Annotated in this window: 15 protein-coding genes; 3 read left to right on the plus strand and 12 right to left on the minus strand. The window is 67.5% G+C overall.

Annotation, left to right across the window (positions count from 1 at the left end; translation table 11 throughout):
- Window positions 1-94: 94 nt before the first annotated feature.
- Together M0208_RS17855 and M0208_RS17860 are read right to left on the minus strand one after the other, a co-directional pair.
- Entirely contained in the window at window positions 95-2,263 is a 2,169-nt protein-coding gene (locus M0208_RS17855) for a primosomal protein N' (protein ID WP_258893013.1), read from the minus strand.
- Window positions 2,264-2,299: 36 nt separating this feature from the next.
- Window positions 2,300-3,727 (minus strand): diguanylate cyclase domain-containing protein, encoded by a 1,428-nt coding sequence (locus M0208_RS17860; protein ID WP_258893014.1) that lies wholly within the window; start codon window positions 3,725-3,727, stop codon window positions 2,300-2,302.
- 50 nt (window positions 3,728-3,777) lie between these two features.
- On the opposite strand from M0208_RS17860, the gene M0208_RS17865 reads away from it, so the two are divergent.
- Window positions 3,778-4,671, plus strand: coding sequence for a tyrosine recombinase XerC (locus M0208_RS17865; protein ID WP_408988120.1), 894 nt, complete (start codon window positions 3,778-3,780; stop codon window positions 4,669-4,671).
- On the opposite strand, the gene M0208_RS17870 is transcribed toward M0208_RS17865, so the two are convergent.
- From M0208_RS17870 to rsmI, 4 genes are read right to left on the minus strand one after another with little or no spacing between them, the layout of a single operon-like run.
- Complete coding sequence (locus tag M0208_RS17870; RefSeq protein ID WP_258893015.1) at window positions 4,668-5,273, minus strand: DedA family protein; 606 nt, start codon at window positions 5,271-5,273, stop codon at window positions 4,668-4,670. The genes M0208_RS17865 and M0208_RS17870 overlap by 4 nt on opposite strands.
- 26 nt (window positions 5,274-5,299) lie before the next feature.
- Window positions 5,300-6,262 (minus strand): glutathione synthase, encoded by a 963-nt coding sequence (gene gshB, locus M0208_RS17875; RefSeq protein WP_258893016.1) that lies wholly within the window; start codon window positions 6,260-6,262, stop codon window positions 5,300-5,302.
- Between the two features lie 32 nt (window positions 6,263-6,294).
- Entirely contained in the window at window positions 6,295-6,648 is a 354-nt protein-coding gene (locus M0208_RS17880) for a YraN family protein (protein WP_258893017.1), read from the minus strand.
- On the minus strand, window positions 6,645-7,487 hold the full coding sequence (rsmI, locus tag M0208_RS17885; RefSeq protein ID WP_258893018.1) for a 16S rRNA (cytidine(1402)-2'-O)-methyltransferase: 843 nt from the start codon (window positions 7,485-7,487) through the stop codon (window positions 6,645-6,647). The genes M0208_RS17880 and rsmI overlap by 4 nt, the downstream gene beginning before the upstream one ends.
- Here rsmI and M0208_RS17890 point away from each other — a divergent pair.
- Entirely contained in the window at window positions 7,486-8,685 is a 1,200-nt protein-coding gene (locus M0208_RS17890) for a penicillin-binding protein activator (protein WP_258893019.1), read from the plus strand. The genes rsmI and M0208_RS17890 overlap by 2 nt on opposite strands.
- 124 nt (window positions 8,686-8,809) lie before the next feature.
- Here M0208_RS17890 and hemW read toward each other — a convergent pair whose 3' ends face one another.
- Window positions 8,810-9,982, minus strand: a complete 1,173-nt coding sequence (hemW, locus tag M0208_RS17895) for a radical SAM family heme chaperone HemW (protein WP_258893020.1) — start codon at window positions 9,980-9,982, stop codon at window positions 8,810-8,812.
- Between the two features lie 21 nt (window positions 9,983-10,003).
- On the opposite strand from hemW, the gene M0208_RS17900 reads away from it, so the two are divergent.
- Window positions 10,004-10,558, plus strand: coding sequence for a CAP domain-containing protein (locus M0208_RS17900; protein WP_309547023.1), 555 nt, complete (start codon window positions 10,004-10,006; stop codon window positions 10,556-10,558).
- Between the two features lie 43 nt (window positions 10,559-10,601).
- On the opposite strand, the gene M0208_RS17905 is transcribed toward M0208_RS17900, so the two are convergent.
- Genes M0208_RS17905 through rfbC form a run of 5 tightly spaced genes read right to left on the minus strand, consistent with a single transcriptional unit; the run spans window position 10,602 to window position 15,271 of the window.
- On the minus strand, window positions 10,602-11,831 hold the full coding sequence (locus M0208_RS17905; protein WP_258893022.1) for a hypothetical protein: 1,230 nt from the start codon (window positions 11,829-11,831) through the stop codon (window positions 10,602-10,604).
- 28 nt (window positions 11,832-11,859) lie between these two features.
- Window positions 11,860-12,726, minus strand: a complete 867-nt coding sequence (gene rfbA, locus M0208_RS17910; RefSeq protein ID WP_258893023.1) for a glucose-1-phosphate thymidylyltransferase RfbA — start codon at window positions 12,724-12,726, stop codon at window positions 11,860-11,862.
- Complete coding sequence (gene rfbD / locus M0208_RS17915) at window positions 12,723-13,607, minus strand: dTDP-4-dehydrorhamnose reductase (RefSeq protein WP_258893024.1); 885 nt, start codon at window positions 13,605-13,607, stop codon at window positions 12,723-12,725. The genes rfbA and rfbD overlap by 4 nt, the downstream gene beginning before the upstream one ends.
- Window positions 13,608-14,663 (minus strand): dTDP-glucose 4,6-dehydratase, encoded by a 1,056-nt coding sequence (gene rfbB / locus M0208_RS17920; protein WP_258893025.1) that lies wholly within the window; start codon window positions 14,661-14,663, stop codon window positions 13,608-13,610.
- A gap of 8 nt (window positions 14,664-14,671) precedes the next feature.
- Window positions 14,672-15,271 carry a dTDP-4-dehydrorhamnose 3,5-epimerase gene (rfbC, locus tag M0208_RS17925; RefSeq protein WP_258893026.1) on the minus strand — a complete coding sequence of 200 codons (600 nt, stop codon included), beginning with the start codon at window positions 15,269-15,271 and terminating at the stop codon, window positions 14,672-14,674.
- Window positions 15,272-15,329: the final 58 nt, after the last annotated feature.

A 15,329-nucleotide genomic window follows, 5' to 3' on the forward strand; every position in this document is an offset into this window, starting at 1 on the left:
ATTCCGTTCGCCCTGAGCGAAGTCGAAGGGCATGGGCATGGGCTTCCACTTCGCTCAGCCCGAACGGAAGTTGGAGCGTGCGGCAGGTGGTCGACTACAGGAAGCTGTAGGGGTCGACGTCGACCGTCACCCGCACCTTCGCGGCCCACTCCACCCCGCCCAGCCAGTCGCGGATCACGTCCTGAACATCCAGCGCGCGTCGCGCGTGAACCAACAGCCTGTACCGATGGCGGCCGCGTAGCATGGCAAGCGGGGCGGGGGCGGGGCCGTATACTTCCATGCCGTCGACCGTCGGGGCGGATCGCCCGACCAGCCGTGCGGTTTCCAGCGCGGCGGGCTGATCCTCCGACGACACGACGATCGCGGCATAGCGGCCGAACGGCGGCGCGCCCGCCTCGCGCCGCGCATCGGTTTCCGCTTCGTAGAATGCCGTCGCGTCGCCGGTGATCAGCGCCTGCATGACCTGCGCCTTCGGGCTGTGCGTCTGGATGAAGACGTGTCCGGGTTTCTCGCCACGACCCGCGCGGCCCGATACCTGCCGAATTTGCTGAAAGGTCCGTTCGGCCGCGCGCAGGTCGCCGCCTTCCAGCCCGAGATCGGCGTCGACCACCCCGACGAGCGTCAGGTTGGGGAAGTGATAGCCCTTCGTCACCAGCTGCGTGCCGACGACGATGTCGATGTCGCCCGCCTCCATCCGCCCGACGAACTCCGCCGCCTTGGCAGGGGACCAGATCGTGTCCGAGGTGACGACCGCGGTCCGCGCGGCCGGGAACAGCGCCGCGACCTCGTCCGCGATCCGCTCCACGCCGGGGCCGCAGGCGACCAACGAATCTTCGGTGCTGCATTCCGGGCAGACGCGCGGGACGGGTTCGACATGACCACAATGGTGGCACGCGAGACGGCGCGTCAGGCGGTGTTCGACCATCCACGCGGTGCAATTGGGGCATTGGAAGCGATGCCCGCAGGTCCGGCAAAGCGTCAGCGGGGCGTAGCCGCGCCGGTTGAGGAACAGCAAGGACTGCTCGCCCCGCGCCAGCGTCTCCTCCATCGCTGTCACCAGACTCGGCGCGAGCCAGCGGCCGCGGTCGGGCTTCTCCTGCAACAGGTCGATCGCCTCGATCGTCGGCATCTCCGCCGCGCCGAACCGCGCGGGCAGCCTTAGTTCGGCATAGTTTCCGATCTCGACCTGCTGGCGCGTCTCGATCGCGGGAGTGGCGGAGGCGAGGATGACCGGGCAGGCCTCGAATTTTCCGCGCATCACCGCCACGTCGCGCGCGTGATAGTGGACGCCTTCTTCCTGCTTGAAGCTGGTTTCGTGCGCCTCGTCGACCACGATCAAACCGAGATTTGCATAGGGCAGGAATAGCGCCGAGCGTGCCCCTACCGTCACCAGCGCCTGCCCGCTGGCGATCGCCCGCCAGGCGCGGCGGCGCTGGGTCGAGCGTAACCCCGAATGCCACGCGACGGGTTCGCAGCCGAAGCGATCGTGAAAGCGTTTCAGGAATGGTTCGGTCAGCGCGATCTCCGGCAGCAGCACGAGCGTCTGGCGGCCCTGGCAAATCGCTTCGGCGACGGCCTCGAAATACACTTCGGTCTTGCCCGAACCGGTAACGCCGTCGAGCAAGGTTGGCGCGAATGCGTGCGCCGCGACGTTCGCGGCGAGCACCTCGGCCGCCGCACGCTGATCGTCGGATAGTTTGGGCGGCGCGTGGGTCGGATCGGGACGCGGAAAAGGGCTGTCGATGTCGACCTCAACCCCCTCGATCGCCCCAATCTTCACCAAGCCCCGGATCACCGCGTCGGACACGTCGGCGATCGTCGCTAGTTCGCGGATCAGCCCCTGGCGGTCGCCGATCCGTTCCAGCGCCTGCGCGCGCTGCGGGGTCAGACGGTCGGGCGTAACGCCGGTTGCGCGATACTCCACCACCAGCCGCGCGCCCTCCAGTGCCGACGTGGAGGCAAGCGCCATCCGCACCACTGCGGCGGGCGGCGCGAGGTAATAGTCCGCGGTCCATTCCACCAGCCTTCTGAGCGGCGCGGCGAGCGGCGGCACGTCCATGACACCCAGCAGGTTGCGCAGCCGGTTGTCGCCGACCTCCGCGTCGGACGGCATCCGATCGGCTTCCCACACCACGCCGAGCAACTGCCGCGGGCCGAGCGGCGCGACGACGACCGATCCCGGCTCGACCGTCATGCCGTGCGGCACCCGGTAGTCGAGCGGGCCGAGCGCAGAATTGAGGACGAGGACGCGGGCGCGGGACATGAACGCCCCGCATATGGCGATTTGATACCGGCGCGGCTAGCTGGCGCGGCGCTCCATCACGCGCCGGTCGAGACCGACGCGTGCGCGCTTCGCGGCATAGAGCGCAGTATCGGCGCGGTGGATCATGTCGCGGATATTGGCGGTGTCGGGGGACACGAGCGCGACGCCGACGGTGCCTGCCGTCATGATCGTCAGGCCGTTCGCGGTGACCGGCACCGCCAGCGCCGCCTCCAGCCGTCGTACGAAGGCGGCGGGGCTCGAGGCCAGAGCGGGATCGGTCACGATCAGCGCGAATTCGTCGCCGCCCAGCCGTGCGGCGACGCTGCCTTTCAACCACGGCTGTTCCAGGCGACGCCCGACCGCCTTCAGGACATCGTCGCCCGCGAGATGGCCGAGCGTGTCGTTGATCGCCTTGAACCCGTCGAGGTCCACCAGCGCGAGCAACAACGGCAGGCCGTCGCGCTGTGCGATCGTTATTTCGGTTTCGAGCGTGCGATTGAACACCGCGCGATTGGCGATTCCCGTCAGGTCGTCGAGCTCGGCCGAGCGGCGCAACGCCTGTTCCATCGTGTAGCGATCGGTGACGTCCTGGACGATGCCGACGATGGCGATCGGCTGGCCGTCATTTCGTTCCAGTTCGGCGATCGAACGAACGCGGCGGAACTCGCCACGCGCCGTCACGAAATCGGTTTCGATATCGAGCGGTTGTTCTTCGTCGATCAACTGCGCCAACGCACCGCTGACGATGGCGCGCGCGTGTGGCGGATAGAAATCCAACGCCTCGCTCAGCGCAGGCTGATCGCCCATCTCCAAACCGTGGATGCGATAGACGTTGTCGGACCATTCGACATGATCGGTGCCCAGCGGCAACCGCCACGATCCGATCATCGCCATACGCTCGGCTTGCAGCAGGACACGCTCCTGACGCGCCATCCGCTCCGCCTGCCGCTTGCTTTCGTTCGCCGCTCCGCGCGCCGCAATCAGCGCCTCGGCGACCGTCGCCAGATGCCGCAACGCCTCGGCGGCGGCGGGCGACAGTTGACGCGGTTCGGTATCAACCACGCAGATCGCGCCGATCGGCTGGCGCGTGCCGTCCGCGTCGGGCGCGTGGACCGGCATGCCGGCATAGAAGCGAAGGCCGTCGCCGGTCACCAGCGGGTTCATCTGAAAACGGACATCTTCGCGCGCGTCCGGTACGACCATCAGGTCGCGTTTGCGTACCGTATGGTTACAGAATGCGACGGTTCGCGGCAGTTCGGAGAGTTCGATCCCGTGTCCTGCAACGGTGCGTTGGGCGTCGCGATCGACCAGGTTGAGCATGGCGATCGGACAATCGACGAAGCGCGCGGCCATCGCAACCAGCGCCGAAAACTCCGCCCCCGTGCCGTCCGTCAGGTCGCCCAGCGCCCTTAATGCCTCCAGACGATTCGTTTCGTCGATGATCGGTGAACGCGCGACAGCCATGACGATCGTGGTATCCGCGAACGCTTAATATTGTTTGTCGATTGGCATAGATGATCATGGTGACCGACCTGCCCCGCGCCTTTGCCGATCATCTCGCGCGCGACCGGCGGCGCAGCGTGCATACGGTGCGCGCCTATCACGCGACGGCCGAGCGGATTATCGGCTTTTTGCAACGACATTGGGGCGAGCCGATCGATCGCGCGGCTTTGGCGCGGGTGAGCGCGACCGACCTGCGCGCCTACCTCGCGCTGCGGCGGGGCGAGGGGCTCGGCAATGCGTCCGCCGCCCGCGAATTGTCGGCGGTGCGTGGATTCCTTGACTGGGCGGGCGGTGAGGGGGCGGCCCCGCGCTTGCGTGGGCCGCGCGTCAAGCGCGGGCTGCCGCGGCCGATCGCTCCCGATGAGGTGATGGCGCTGGCGGGGGAGGTCGCGGACGGGGCGCGGACGCCGTGGGTCGGGCTGCGGGATTGGGCGATCCTCTTGCTGCTGTACGGCGCGGGGTTGCGGATCGGGGAGGCGATGGCGCTGACCGGCGCGGTGCTGCCGCTGGGCGAGACGCTGGTGGTGACGGGAAAGCGCGACAAGACGCGGATCGTGCCGCTGCTGCCGCAGGTGCGCGACGCGATCGACGCTTACGTAGCTGTGGTCCCGTACGCGATGTCGCGCGATCAGCCGCTGTTTCGGGGGACGCGTGGCGGACCGCTGTCGCCGGGGGTCATCCGCGCCGGCGTGCGCGATGCGCGGGGGCGGCTGGGGCTGTCAAACCGGACGACGCCGCACGCGCTGCGCCATTCGTTCGCGACGCATCTGCTCGGGCGCGGGGCGGATCTGCGCGCGCTGCAGGAGCTGCTGGGGCACGCCAGCCTCAGTTCGACGCAGGTCTATACCGCGGTCGATGCGGCTCATCTGATGGACGTCTATCGCAACGCGCATCCGCGTGCCTAGCGCTCGGCGCGCGGTTTCCAGGTGACGACGCGGTAGAGGTAGGCGATGGCGATCAGGACGGTGGTCGCGATCGCGACCGGGCCGACATATTGCTCCAGCACCTGAAAGCGCGAGCCGAGATAGAAGCCGGCGCCCGCCAGGACGGTGTTCCAGATCAGCGACCCGGCGAACGTCCAAAGCAGGAATTTCCACAACGGCATCCTGGTCATGCCCGCAGGCAGCGAGATGATCGTGCGGAACGTCGGCATGAAGCGGAACACGAACACCACCCATCCGCCATGCTTCGTAAAGAAGCGGTGGAGGTTCTCGACGTTCCGCCACTCCATCGTTAGCCAGCGGCCGTGGCGCGCGATGAACGGGCGGAAGCGTTCGTAGCCGATATTGCGGCCGATGAAATACCAGAAGTAATTGCCTGCCGTGGTTCCTGCGGTGCCCCACAGCACCAACGGCACCAACGCCATGTCGCCGCGCGCGACCGCCATCCCGCCCAGCCCCATGATTACCTCCGACGGAACCGGCGGCACGACGTTTTCCAGCGCCATCAGCAGGAATATGCCGAAATAGCCGCCCCACGCGATCAGGTTTAGGATGAATTCGGTCATGGAATGATCCGCCAACGGCGGGCGCGTCAGCTTCGTTCCGCGTGCCTGCGCTCGATCGCGTCCCAGATCAGCCCGGCGACGTCGGTGCCGTCGAGCTTCTCGATCGCGACGATACCGGTGGGGGAGGTGACGTTGATCTCTGTCAGCCATTCGCCCGCGATCACGTCGATCCCGACGAAGATCAGGCCGCGGCGCTTCAGTTCCGGCCCCAGCGCGGCGCAGATTTCGCGTTCCTTGTCGGTCAGTTCCGTTTTCTGCGCGGAGCCGCCGACCGCCAGGTTGCTGCGGAATTCGCCTTCGCCGGGCAGGCGGTTGATCGCGCCCGCGACCTTGCCGTCGACCAGCACGATGCGCTTGTCGCCCTTCGCGACGCCGGGCAGGAACGCCTGCACCATATGCGGTTCGCGCCACGTCTGGTTGAACACCTCGATCAGCGCCGACAGGTTTTCGCCATCGGGACCGACGCGGAAGATCGCCTTGCCGCCGTTGCCGTGGAGCGGCTTCACGACGATCGCGCCATGCGTTTTCAGGAACGCGCGCGCTTCGTCCAGGCTGCGCGTGACGAGCGTCGGCGGCATGAAGCGCGCATAGTCGAGCACGAAGACCTTTTCCGGCGCGTTTCGCACGCTGACGGGATCGTTCACGACCAGCGTCTTGTCCGCGATGCGCTCCAGCAGGTGCGTCGCGGTGATGTAGCCGAGGTCGAACGGCGGATCCTGCCGCATCAGCACGACGTCGACCTCATCGCCCAGGTCGAGCTTCACCGGATCGCCGACGGTGAAATGGTCGCCTTCAACGCGTTGCACCGTGACGGGGTGCGCCTTCGTCCACAATCGCCCGTCGGACCAGTTCAGGTCTTCGGCGCTATAATGGAACAGCCGATGCCCGCGCGCCTGCGCCGACAGCATCAGCGCGAACGACGAATCGCCTGCAATGTTGATCGAATCGAGCGGGTCCATCTGGACCGCGACGGTGAGCGATTGCGTCATGCGGCGCGATGTAGGGGGCGCGGTCGGGGAAGTCACCCGATCCACGCATTCTCGATATGTCGTGGCCGTGCGCCGGGCGCGAGCAGGATTACGTCGACGCGGATGTCCTCGCCGTTCGTCGCATAGCGCGGCATCAGGATTTCGGCCGCCGCCGCGACGCGCGCGAGGCGCCGTTCGTCGATCGCGAAGTCCAGTTCGGCCGCGGTCGCGCGGGTCTTCACCTCGACGAAAGCGATCAGGTCGCCGCGCTTCGCCACCAAATCGACCTCGCCCGCAGGCGTCCGCACGCGCCGGTCGAGAATCTGCCAGCCCTTCAGCCGCAACCACCACCCTGCCAGCCGCTCGCCGCGCCGTCCGGCGGCCTCGGCGACGCGGCGGTCCCTCACGCCTTCAACTCCATCGCCCGCGCATAGAGCGCCCTCCGATCGAGGCCGAGGCGCTTCGCCACCTCGCCTGCGGCTTTCGACGCCGGGAGCCGTTCCAGTGCTTCGATCAATGCCGCGTCGCCTTCGTCGGCGGTGGGCGGCGCTGGCTCACCGGGTGGAGCGACGACAACGACGATCTCGCCCTTGGGCGGCGCGTCGGCGTAGCGGGCGGCGAGCGAGGAAAGCGAACCCGTCACCGCTTCCTCGAATTTCTTCGTGATCTCGCGCGTCACCGCCGCCTCGCGATCCCCCAGACCCGCCGCCAGCGCGGCCAGCATCGCGCCGAGTCGCGGCCCGCTCTCGTAGAAGACCAACGTCGCGCGGATGCCGGCGACTTCGGCAATCGCGGTCGCGCGGGCGACCGATTTGGCGGGAAGGAACCCCGCGAACAGGAAACGATCGGTCGGCAGCCCCGCCAGCGTCAGCGCCGCCACCGCTGCGCACGGGCCGGGGATCGTCACGACGTTGTGCCCCGCCGCGCGCGCGTCGCGCACCAGCTTGAAGCCGGGGTCGGAGATCAGCGGCGTCCCCGCGTCGGACACCAACGCTATCGCCTCCATCCCCATCCGCGCGACAAGGCCGGGCCGCACCGCATCGGCATTGTGATCGTGGTACGGCGTCATCGGACGCTTGGTGCCGATGTGGCGCAACAGCCCGGCGGTGACACGCGTATCCTCCGCCGCGATCAGGTCCGCGCGCGACAGCACGTCCGCGGCGCGCGCGGTGAGGTCGCCGAGATTGCCGATCGGGGTGGCGACGATGTACAGACCGGGGACAAGAGGGTTCACGAGAGGTGTCATGGCAGAGGCTGCAACCGTCCCGCAACGGGTGAGCGATCTATTTCGGGGAATTGCGCTTGGCGCGGCGATGCTGCTGGGCGCGTGTTCGACGATCGTCCCGCGCGGCGCGGAGGGGCCACGCGGCCCGGATCGTGTCGCGCCGCCGCCGGTGCGGCCCGACACGGGCGTCGATACAGGTGTGATCCGCGATTCGGCGCGCAACCGCGTCGCATTGCTGGTGCCGCTGTCGGGGCCGAATGCGGGCGTGGGGCAGAGCCTCGCCAACGCGACGATGCTCGCGTTGCTGGATACCAAAACCGAGAAGGTCCGCATCACCAATTACGACACCGCGACCGGCGCAGCGGCGGCGGCGAGCCGCGCGATCGCCGACGGTGCGCAACTGATCCTGGGGCCGCTGCTGGCGGAGGATGTGCGGCAGGTCGCGCCGATCGCACGACAGGCGCGCGTGCCGGTGCTGGCGTTCTCCAACGATGTCAGCGTCGCGGGCGATGGCACCTATGTGATGGGCTATGCGCCGGCGCAGTCGATCGAGCGCGTCGTGACCTATGCCAAGGGTCGCGGCGTTACGAACTTCGGCGGGCTGGTCCCCAACGCTTTGTACGGCACGCGCGCATCGACCGCGTTCCTGCGCGCGGTAGAGAGTGCGGGCGGTCGCGTCGTGGCGCTGCAAACCTATGACCGCGGCGGCGGGGCCTTGTCCGGCGCGGTGAGCCGCATGGACAAGGACGCGCCATTCGACGGCGTGCTGATCGCCGACAGCGGGACGACCGCTGCGATGGCGGTGCCGTTGTTGCGACGCGCGAGTCCCAACACTCGCGTGCTGGGCACCGAATTGTGGAATTCGGAAGCGTCGATTGTCAGCAAGTCGTCGTTGAACGGCGCGTGGTTCGCGAGCGTGTCGGATACGCTCTACCGCCAGTATGCCGCGAAATATCGCGCGCGTTTCGGCAGCGCGCCGTACCGGTTGTCCAGCCTTGGCTACGACGCGGTGCTGCTCGCCGCGCGCATCTCGCGCGACTGGCGCGTAGGCGCGGCGTTCCCCGAGGCGCGGTTGCGGTCGGGCGAGGGCTATGCCGGGATCGACGGCGCGTTCCGCTTCGGGCGCGACGGGGTGGCCGAACGCGCGCTGGAAGTGCAGGAGATTCGTGGCGGAACGACGGTGACGGTGTCGCCCGCGCCGGCGAATTTCGGGAAGTAGCCAAAGTAAACCGTCGTCCCCGCGAAAGCGGGGATCCAAGGTGTTCGGCTTGCCGCAACATATCGCGGTGGCGTCGGTGAAGTTCGGCCATGGGTCCCCGCGTTCGCGGGGATGACGGAAGTACCTAAGCCGACACCACCTCACCCGCCCGAACCACCTCGGGCAGGATAGCGTCCAGCAGCAGCATCCCCGCTTCGGTCACGCGCAGCCGATCGCCGTCGCGCCGGATAAGGTCGGGGATGCGCGCCACGGCCGTATCGTCCACCAAAGCGTGGAGCGGAACGCCGGTCCGCCCCGCGATCCACGCCAGATCGACGCCCTCGCGCAACCGCAGCCCCATCAGCAACGCCTCGGTCGCGCGCGTTTCGGGCGACAGGGGTTCCTCGCTCTGCAGGCCGTGCCTGTTGCGGGCGACCGCGTTCAGCCAATTCTCTGGCTTGCGATGGCGCACGGTCGCGCACCTCCCGCGCCGCCCATGCGCGCCCGGCCCGATCCCGGCGTAGTCGCGGTACCGCCAATAGGTCAGGTTGTGGCGGCTCTCCGCCCCGGCGCGCGCGTGGTTGGATATCTCGTACGCGGGAATGCCCGCCGCCGCGGTCATCGCGCGCGTCGCCTCGAACAGGTCCGCACCCATGTCCGCATCGGGGATCACCAGCCGCCCCGCCGCCGCCTCGGTCGCAAAGCGCGTGCCGGGCTCGATCGTGAGTTGGTAAAGCGACAGATGCTCGGTCCCGAACGACAGCGCGCGCACTAGTTCGGCCTCCCACGCCGCGACCGACTGACCGGGCCGCGCATAGATCAGGTCGAAACTGACGCGATCGAACGCGCGCTGCGCCACATCCAGCGCACCCAGACCCTCTGCCACATTATGCGCACGCCCCAGAAACGCGAGCGCCGCATCGTCGAGCGCCTGCAATCCCAGCGACACGCGATTGACCCCGACCGCCGCCAGATCGGCAAACCGCGCCGCCTCGACCGACGACGGGTTCGCCTCCAGCGTGATCTCGATATTCGGTGCGAAACCCCACGCGCGCTCGGCCTCATCGAGCACCGCCGCAACGGTCGCGGGCGGCATCAGCGATGGCGTGCCCCCGCCAAAGAAGATCGACCCCAGCCGGCGCCCCGGCAGCACCGCCGCTTCATGCGCCAGATCGGCCAGCAATGCAGTCCGCCACGCGGCCTGGTCCACCTCGGCGCGGACGTGGCTGTTGAAATCGCAATAGGGGCATTTCGAAACGCAGAACGGCCAGTGGACGTACAGCGCCAAATCTTCTGATGGTTCATTGTCGGATGGCATGGTCGCGCCGATATGGTCGCGATGACCGCGAAACGCCATTGGCTTGCCGCCCTGCTCCTGCTGGCCTCGTGCGCGCAAGGACCGGAGCGCATCGTCGAGGCCGATCGCTTTGACGGCCCCGCGCCGCGCGGCGAGGCGCTGCTACGAAGCACGATGATGACCGCGCATAACGCCGCACGCGCCGCGGTCGACGTCGCGCCGCTATCGTGGGACGAGGTCCTGGTTGCCTCCGCCCGCGGCTATGCGCAGACGCTGGCGCGCACCCGTCGTTTCGAACACGCCAAACAGCCGCAGGGACCGGCGCGCGAGGGCGAGAATCTATGGACCGGCACGCGCGACGCCTATGCCTATAACGAGATGATCGGGCATTGGGTCGCGGAAAAGCGCGATTTCACCAACGGACCGACCCCCGCGTTCAGCCGCACTGGCCGCTGGCAGGATGTCGCGCACTACACGCAGATCGTCTGGCGCGGCTCGACCCGCGTGGGTTGCGCGACGGCATCGAACGCGCGCGACGATTATCTTGTTTGCCGATATGCGCCGGTCGGAAATGTCGTCGGGCAACGCGTGTTTTGACGGCGCTGGTCGACGCTCGGCGCGAAAACTGACGGGCGCGCGGCTACGCCGGAATTAGCGCCGGCGAAAAGATCGACAACGCGCCGTCACCGCGAAGGTCGATCACCAACGCGAGCGTCGCGTTGGGATCGACGTCCGGCAGCGATGCCGGATCGTCGACTGCAGGCGGGACGGAAAGTGTATACACGCCGTTCGGTGTCAGCGCGCGATGCACGGTCGTCAGCGGTTCCACCGCCAACCCCCTCACCGTGCCAATGAATATCTCCGCTACGTGAAGCCTGTCGTCGTCGGCCGATGGCGGACGCGACAGGCCGATGGTGAAACGATAGTGCGCCAGATCGCACAGGCTGGTTGCGATCGGCACGATCAGGCGGATATCGCCGCCGGTCCCGCCTTCCTCCACCGTAATGCGCATCGCGTAAGCGTGGCGTGGCAGATCGGCATCGTGATCCCTGTCGGCCGCGATCGTGACGATCGGCGGGCGGTCCCCGCGGAAATCATAATACCAGCCGCTGACGATCTCCTCGAAACGCTCGCGCGGCTGCACGCACAGGCCGTTCGGCCAGAAATCGAACGCCGCGGTCGGGATCAGGTTCACGCCATCGGTCAGCAGCGCGTTGGCGGCGTGGATCCAAAACGTCTGCGGCGAACCGTGCAACGATCGATTGGTGCCGGCGTAGCGCGCATCGATCTCATGCTCGCGCCCGTCGAGCAGCGCTTCGGGAATCCCGAACCAGAACGCACAATCGCCACTGCCGTCGCGGTCCAGGTCGTCGCGGAACTGGTCGGCGACCACCGCCCCGATCAACGCGCCGTCGATCCATATATCTACCGTCTGCGGCTTGGTGTTGCATGCTGCGTGCGCCCAACCGGCCGCCCAGCCGCCGTCCTCGATCCCGTCGAGCGCGCCACGCAGGACGCTCGCGGGGACGGCAGGGTCGCCCGGCTTCAATGAAAACAGGCGCGGGGCGTTTCCGAGCGGAGCGGCCGTCGCAGCAAAGCGCGCGCCAATCAGATGCTCGTCCCCGTCGAGCAGGTCCGGCGGAAGCTCGCACCAGAACGCGCAATCGCCCCAGCCGTTTGCCGACAGATCGTCGCGATACTGATTGGCGGTCACGGTCGCGATTAAAGCGCCGTCGACCAGTATCTCGACATCGACCGGCTCACCGCCACCACCGGGAATGCGCGCCCAGCCCGCGACGCGGTGGCCCTGTTCGACATTGTCCAGCGCGCCGACGACCGTGCCTGCAGCCTCTGATCGGTCAGTCGCCACAATGCCGGTCCTTCCGCGCGGGATACGTCTATTCGTTCGCCGCGTTCAGGATCGCGCGACCGTAGGCGGTCTTGCTCAGCGCTTCGCCGCGCGCGATCGCCTGTTCGCGGGTGATGAAGCCTGATTGATAGGCGATCTCCTCCAGACACGCGATCTGGATGCCCTGGCGGTGCTGGATCGTGCGGACGAACTCCGACGCTTCCAGCAGCGAATCGTGCGTGCCGGTGTCCAGCCAGGCATAGCCGCGCCCCATCTGTTCGACGAACAGGTCGCCCGCTTCCATGTACAGCCGGTTGAGGTCGGTGATTTCGTACTCGCCGCGCGCTGACGGCTTCAGGTCGCGCGCCAGCCCGACGACGCGATTGTCGTAGAAATACAGCCCGGTCACCGCATGGTGCGATTTCGGGTGTGCGGGCTTTTCCTCCAGGCTGATCGCGCGGCCGTCGGCGGCGAGTTCGACCACGCCGTAGCGTTCGGGATCGTCGACGCGGTAGCTGAACACGGTCGCGCCCTCGGTCCGCGCCACTGCGCTCGCCAGCAGGTCGGTCAGGTGCGCGCCGAAGAAGATGTTGTCGCCCAGCACCAGCGCCACCCGATCGTCGCCGATGAAGTCCGCGCCGATCGTGAACGCCTGCGCCAGCCCCTCGGGCCGCGGCTGTTCGGCATAGGACATCTTGATGCCGATGTTCGATCCGTCGCCGAACAAATTGCGATAATTACCGATATATTCGGGGCTGGAGATGATCAGCACGTCGCGAATGCCCGCCAGCATCAGCACCGACAGCGGGTAATAGATCATCGGCTTGTCGTAGATCGGCAGCAATTGCTTGTTGATCGCGAGCGTGGCGGGGTGGAGCCGCGTGCCCGATCCGCCGGCGAGGATGATGCCCTTCATTGCGTTCCGATCAATTCGTCTAGGATGTCGTCGAGCGCGTCCTGCCACGGCCGCGGCGTGATGGCATAGGCCGCTTCGATCGCCGCGTGGCTGAGCCGCGAATTGATCGGACGCGTCGCAGGGGTCGGATAGTCGCTGGTTGCGATCCCCTCGACCGTGGGGGAGGGGCCGCCGCGCGCCGCGGCACGGTCGAAGATCGCGCGCGCGAAGCCGCACCACGTCGTCTCGCCCGCATTGCTGAAATGGTACGTGCCGCTGGGCAGCGCGGGATCGTCCGCCAGCCGCATCGCGATGGTCGCCAGCGCCGCCGCCAGATCGGCCGCGCTGGTCGGCGCGCCGTGCTGATCGTCGACCACCCGCAGCGTGTCGCGTTCGGCCCCGACGCGCAGCATCGTCTTGATGAAATTATTGCCGTGCGCGCTCACCACCCACGACGTCCGCACGATCGCGTGCCGCACCCCGCCGGTCCGCACCGCCAGTTCGCCACCCAGCTTCGACGCGCCATAGACGCCGAGCGGCGCGACGGGATCGTCGACCTCCCACGGCCCGTGCTTCGCGCCGTCGAACACGTAATCGGTCGATACCTGCACCAGCGGGATGCCCGCGGTGCGACACGCCTGCGCAAAGGCGGCCGGCGCCAGCGCGTTCACCGCCCACGCCGTCGCCACATCGTCCTCGGCCTTGTCGACCGCGGTATAGGCCCCACCGCTGATCACCGCCGCAAACGGCCGCGACGCGACCATCGCGGCGATCGCATCCGCATCGCGCAAATCGAGTTCGTCGATATCGATCGCGAACACGCCCCAGCCGTCCGGCCAGGGGTAACGCTTCAACTCGGTGCCGAGCTGCCCGTTGCCGCCCGTGACGAGGATTTCGCGCACCTACGCGGCCAGCCCGCGGCGCTGATCCGCCTGCCGCTCGTCGACGATCCCGCGCCACCAGTCCTCGTTGTCGAGATACCATCGCACGGTCTTCTCGATCCCCGTGTCGAACGTCTCGCGCGGTTCCCAGCCGATCTCGTCGCGAATGCGGCTCGCGTCGATCGCATAGCGCGCGTCATGCCCCGGCCGGTCGGCGACGAACGCGATCTGCGTCGCATAGGATTGCCCGTCGGCGCGCGGGCGCTGCTCGTCCAGGATGCGGCAAACGGTCTCGACGACCTCCAGATTCTTCTTCTCGTTGTTGCCGCCGACATTGTACGTCCGGCCCGGCGTCCCGCGCTCAAACACCGCGTGCAGCGCGCGGACGTGATCCTCGACATACAGCCAGTCGCGCACGTTCGCGCCCTTGCCGTATACCGGCAGCGCATCGCCTGCGAGCGCCTTCACGATCATCAGCGGGATCAGCTTTTCGGGGAAGTGATACGGCCCGTAATTGTTCGAACAATTGGTGATGAGCACGGGCAGCCCGAACGTATGCCCCCATGCACTGACCAGATGGTCCGACCCCGCCTTCGACGCCGAATAGGGCGATCGCGGATCATACGGCGTTTCCTCGGTGAACAGCCCCTCGTCGCCCAACGACCCGTACACCTCGTCGGTCGAGATGTGGTGGAAACGGAACGCGCTGCGCGCCGTTTCGTCCAGCGATTGCCAATAGGCCCGCGCCTCCGACAGCATCGTGAACGTGCCGACCAGATTGGTCTGGATGAACGCATCCGGCGCGTCGATCGACCGGTCGACGTGGCTCTCGGCGGCCAGATGCGTGATGACGTCGGGCCTGAACTCCGCGATCGCCGCGCGCACCGCGGCGGCGTCGCAGACGTCGGCCTGCACGAAGCGATAGCGATTGCTCGAGGCGACCTCCGCGACCGTCGACAGCGTGCCGGCATAGGTCAGCTTATCGAAGTTCAGCACTTCATGCTCGGTGTTCGCGATCAGGTGGCGAACCAGCGCCGAACCGATAAACCCGGCCCCGCCGGTGACAAAAATACGCATATTATACCTCAGTCGAGCGGCGCGAGCGGGCGGCCGTCATAAGCGAAGGGGGATACGAAATCGGCGAGCAGCGGCAGCACCGCGTCCTTCGCCGACAGTTCGGGCGCGGTCCCGGCGGGCAGCGGCCAATCGATGCCGATCGCCGGATCGTCCCAGCGCAGCCCGCCATCGCAATCGGGCGCGTAGAAATCCGAGGTCTTGTAGACGACCTCGCAATCGTCCTCCAGCGTCAGAAAAGCGTGCGCAAAGCCGATCGGCACCAGCAACTGCCGCCCGTTCTCCGCCGAGAGCTCGACCGCGACCCACTTGCCGTAGGTCGGCGACCCGGCGCGAATATCGACCGCGACATCCAGAATGCGTCCGCGAATACAGCGCACGAGCTTGTCCTGCCCGTGCGGCGGGGTCTGGAAATGCAGCCCGCGCAGGGTGAAGGCGGGCTTCGACAGCGAATGATTGTCCTGCACGAACCGGATATCGATCCCGCGCGCGGCGAAATCGCGCTCGCTGTACGATTCCGAGAACCACCCCCGCGCGTCGCCGTGACGCTTCGGCTCGATCAATTGGACGGGGCTATCGGCTTGACCGGATGGGGCATTCGGATCGGGCATGGCGCGGGCGGATAGCGGGTCTGCAGGTATGGGGCAATCCGCGAGCGCCCATGCCGGC

Source organism: Sphingomonas sp. SUN019 (assembly GCF_024758705.1).
Classification (GTDB): Bacteria; Pseudomonadota; Alphaproteobacteria; order Sphingomonadales; family Sphingomonadaceae; genus Sphingomonas.

What these genes read in the sequence shown, in the direction of transcription:
- M0208_RS17855 (WP_258893013.1), bottom strand. Translation starts at nt 2,263, where the DNA reads ATGTCCCGCGCCCGCGTCCTCGTCCTCAATTCTGCGCTCGGCCCGCTC.
- gshB (WP_258893016.1), bottom strand. Translation starts at nt 6,262, where the DNA reads ATGACGCAATCGCTCACCGTCGCGGTCCAGATGGACCCGCTCGATTCG.
- rfbB (WP_258893025.1), bottom strand. Translation starts at nt 14,663, where the DNA reads ATGCGTATTTTTGTCACCGGCGGGGCCGGGTTTATCGGTTCGGCGCTG.
- M0208_RS17870 (WP_258893015.1), bottom strand. Translation starts at nt 5,273, where the DNA reads ATGACCGAATTCATCCTAAACCTGATCGCGTGGGGCGGCTATTTCGGC.
- hemW (WP_258893020.1), bottom strand. Translation starts at nt 9,982, where the DNA reads ATGCCATCCGACAATGAACCATCAGAAGATTTGGCGCTGTACGTCCAC.
- M0208_RS17860 (WP_258893014.1), bottom strand. Translation starts at nt 3,727, where the DNA reads ATGGCTGTCGCGCGTTCACCGATCATCGACGAAACGAATCGTCTGGAG.
- M0208_RS17865 (WP_408988120.1), top strand. Translation starts at nt 3,778, where the DNA reads ATGATCATGGTGACCGACCTGCCCCGCGCCTTTGCCGATCATCTCGCG.
- M0208_RS17890 (WP_258893019.1), top strand. Translation starts at nt 7,486, where the DNA reads ATGGCAGAGGCTGCAACCGTCCCGCAACGGGTGAGCGATCTATTTCGG.
- rfbA (WP_258893023.1), bottom strand. Translation starts at nt 12,726, where the DNA reads ATGAAGGGCATCATCCTCGCCGGCGGATCGGGCACGCGGCTCCACCCC.
- M0208_RS17900 (WP_309547023.1), top strand. Translation starts at nt 10,004, where the DNA reads ATGACCGCGAAACGCCATTGGCTTGCCGCCCTGCTCCTGCTGGCCTCG.
- rsmI (WP_258893018.1), bottom strand. Translation starts at nt 7,487, where the DNA reads ATGACACCTCTCGTGAACCCTCTTGTCCCCGGTCTGTACATCGTCGCC.
- rfbC (WP_258893026.1), bottom strand. Translation starts at nt 15,271, where the DNA reads ATGCCCGATCCGAATGCCCCATCCGGTCAAGCCGATAGCCCCGTCCAA.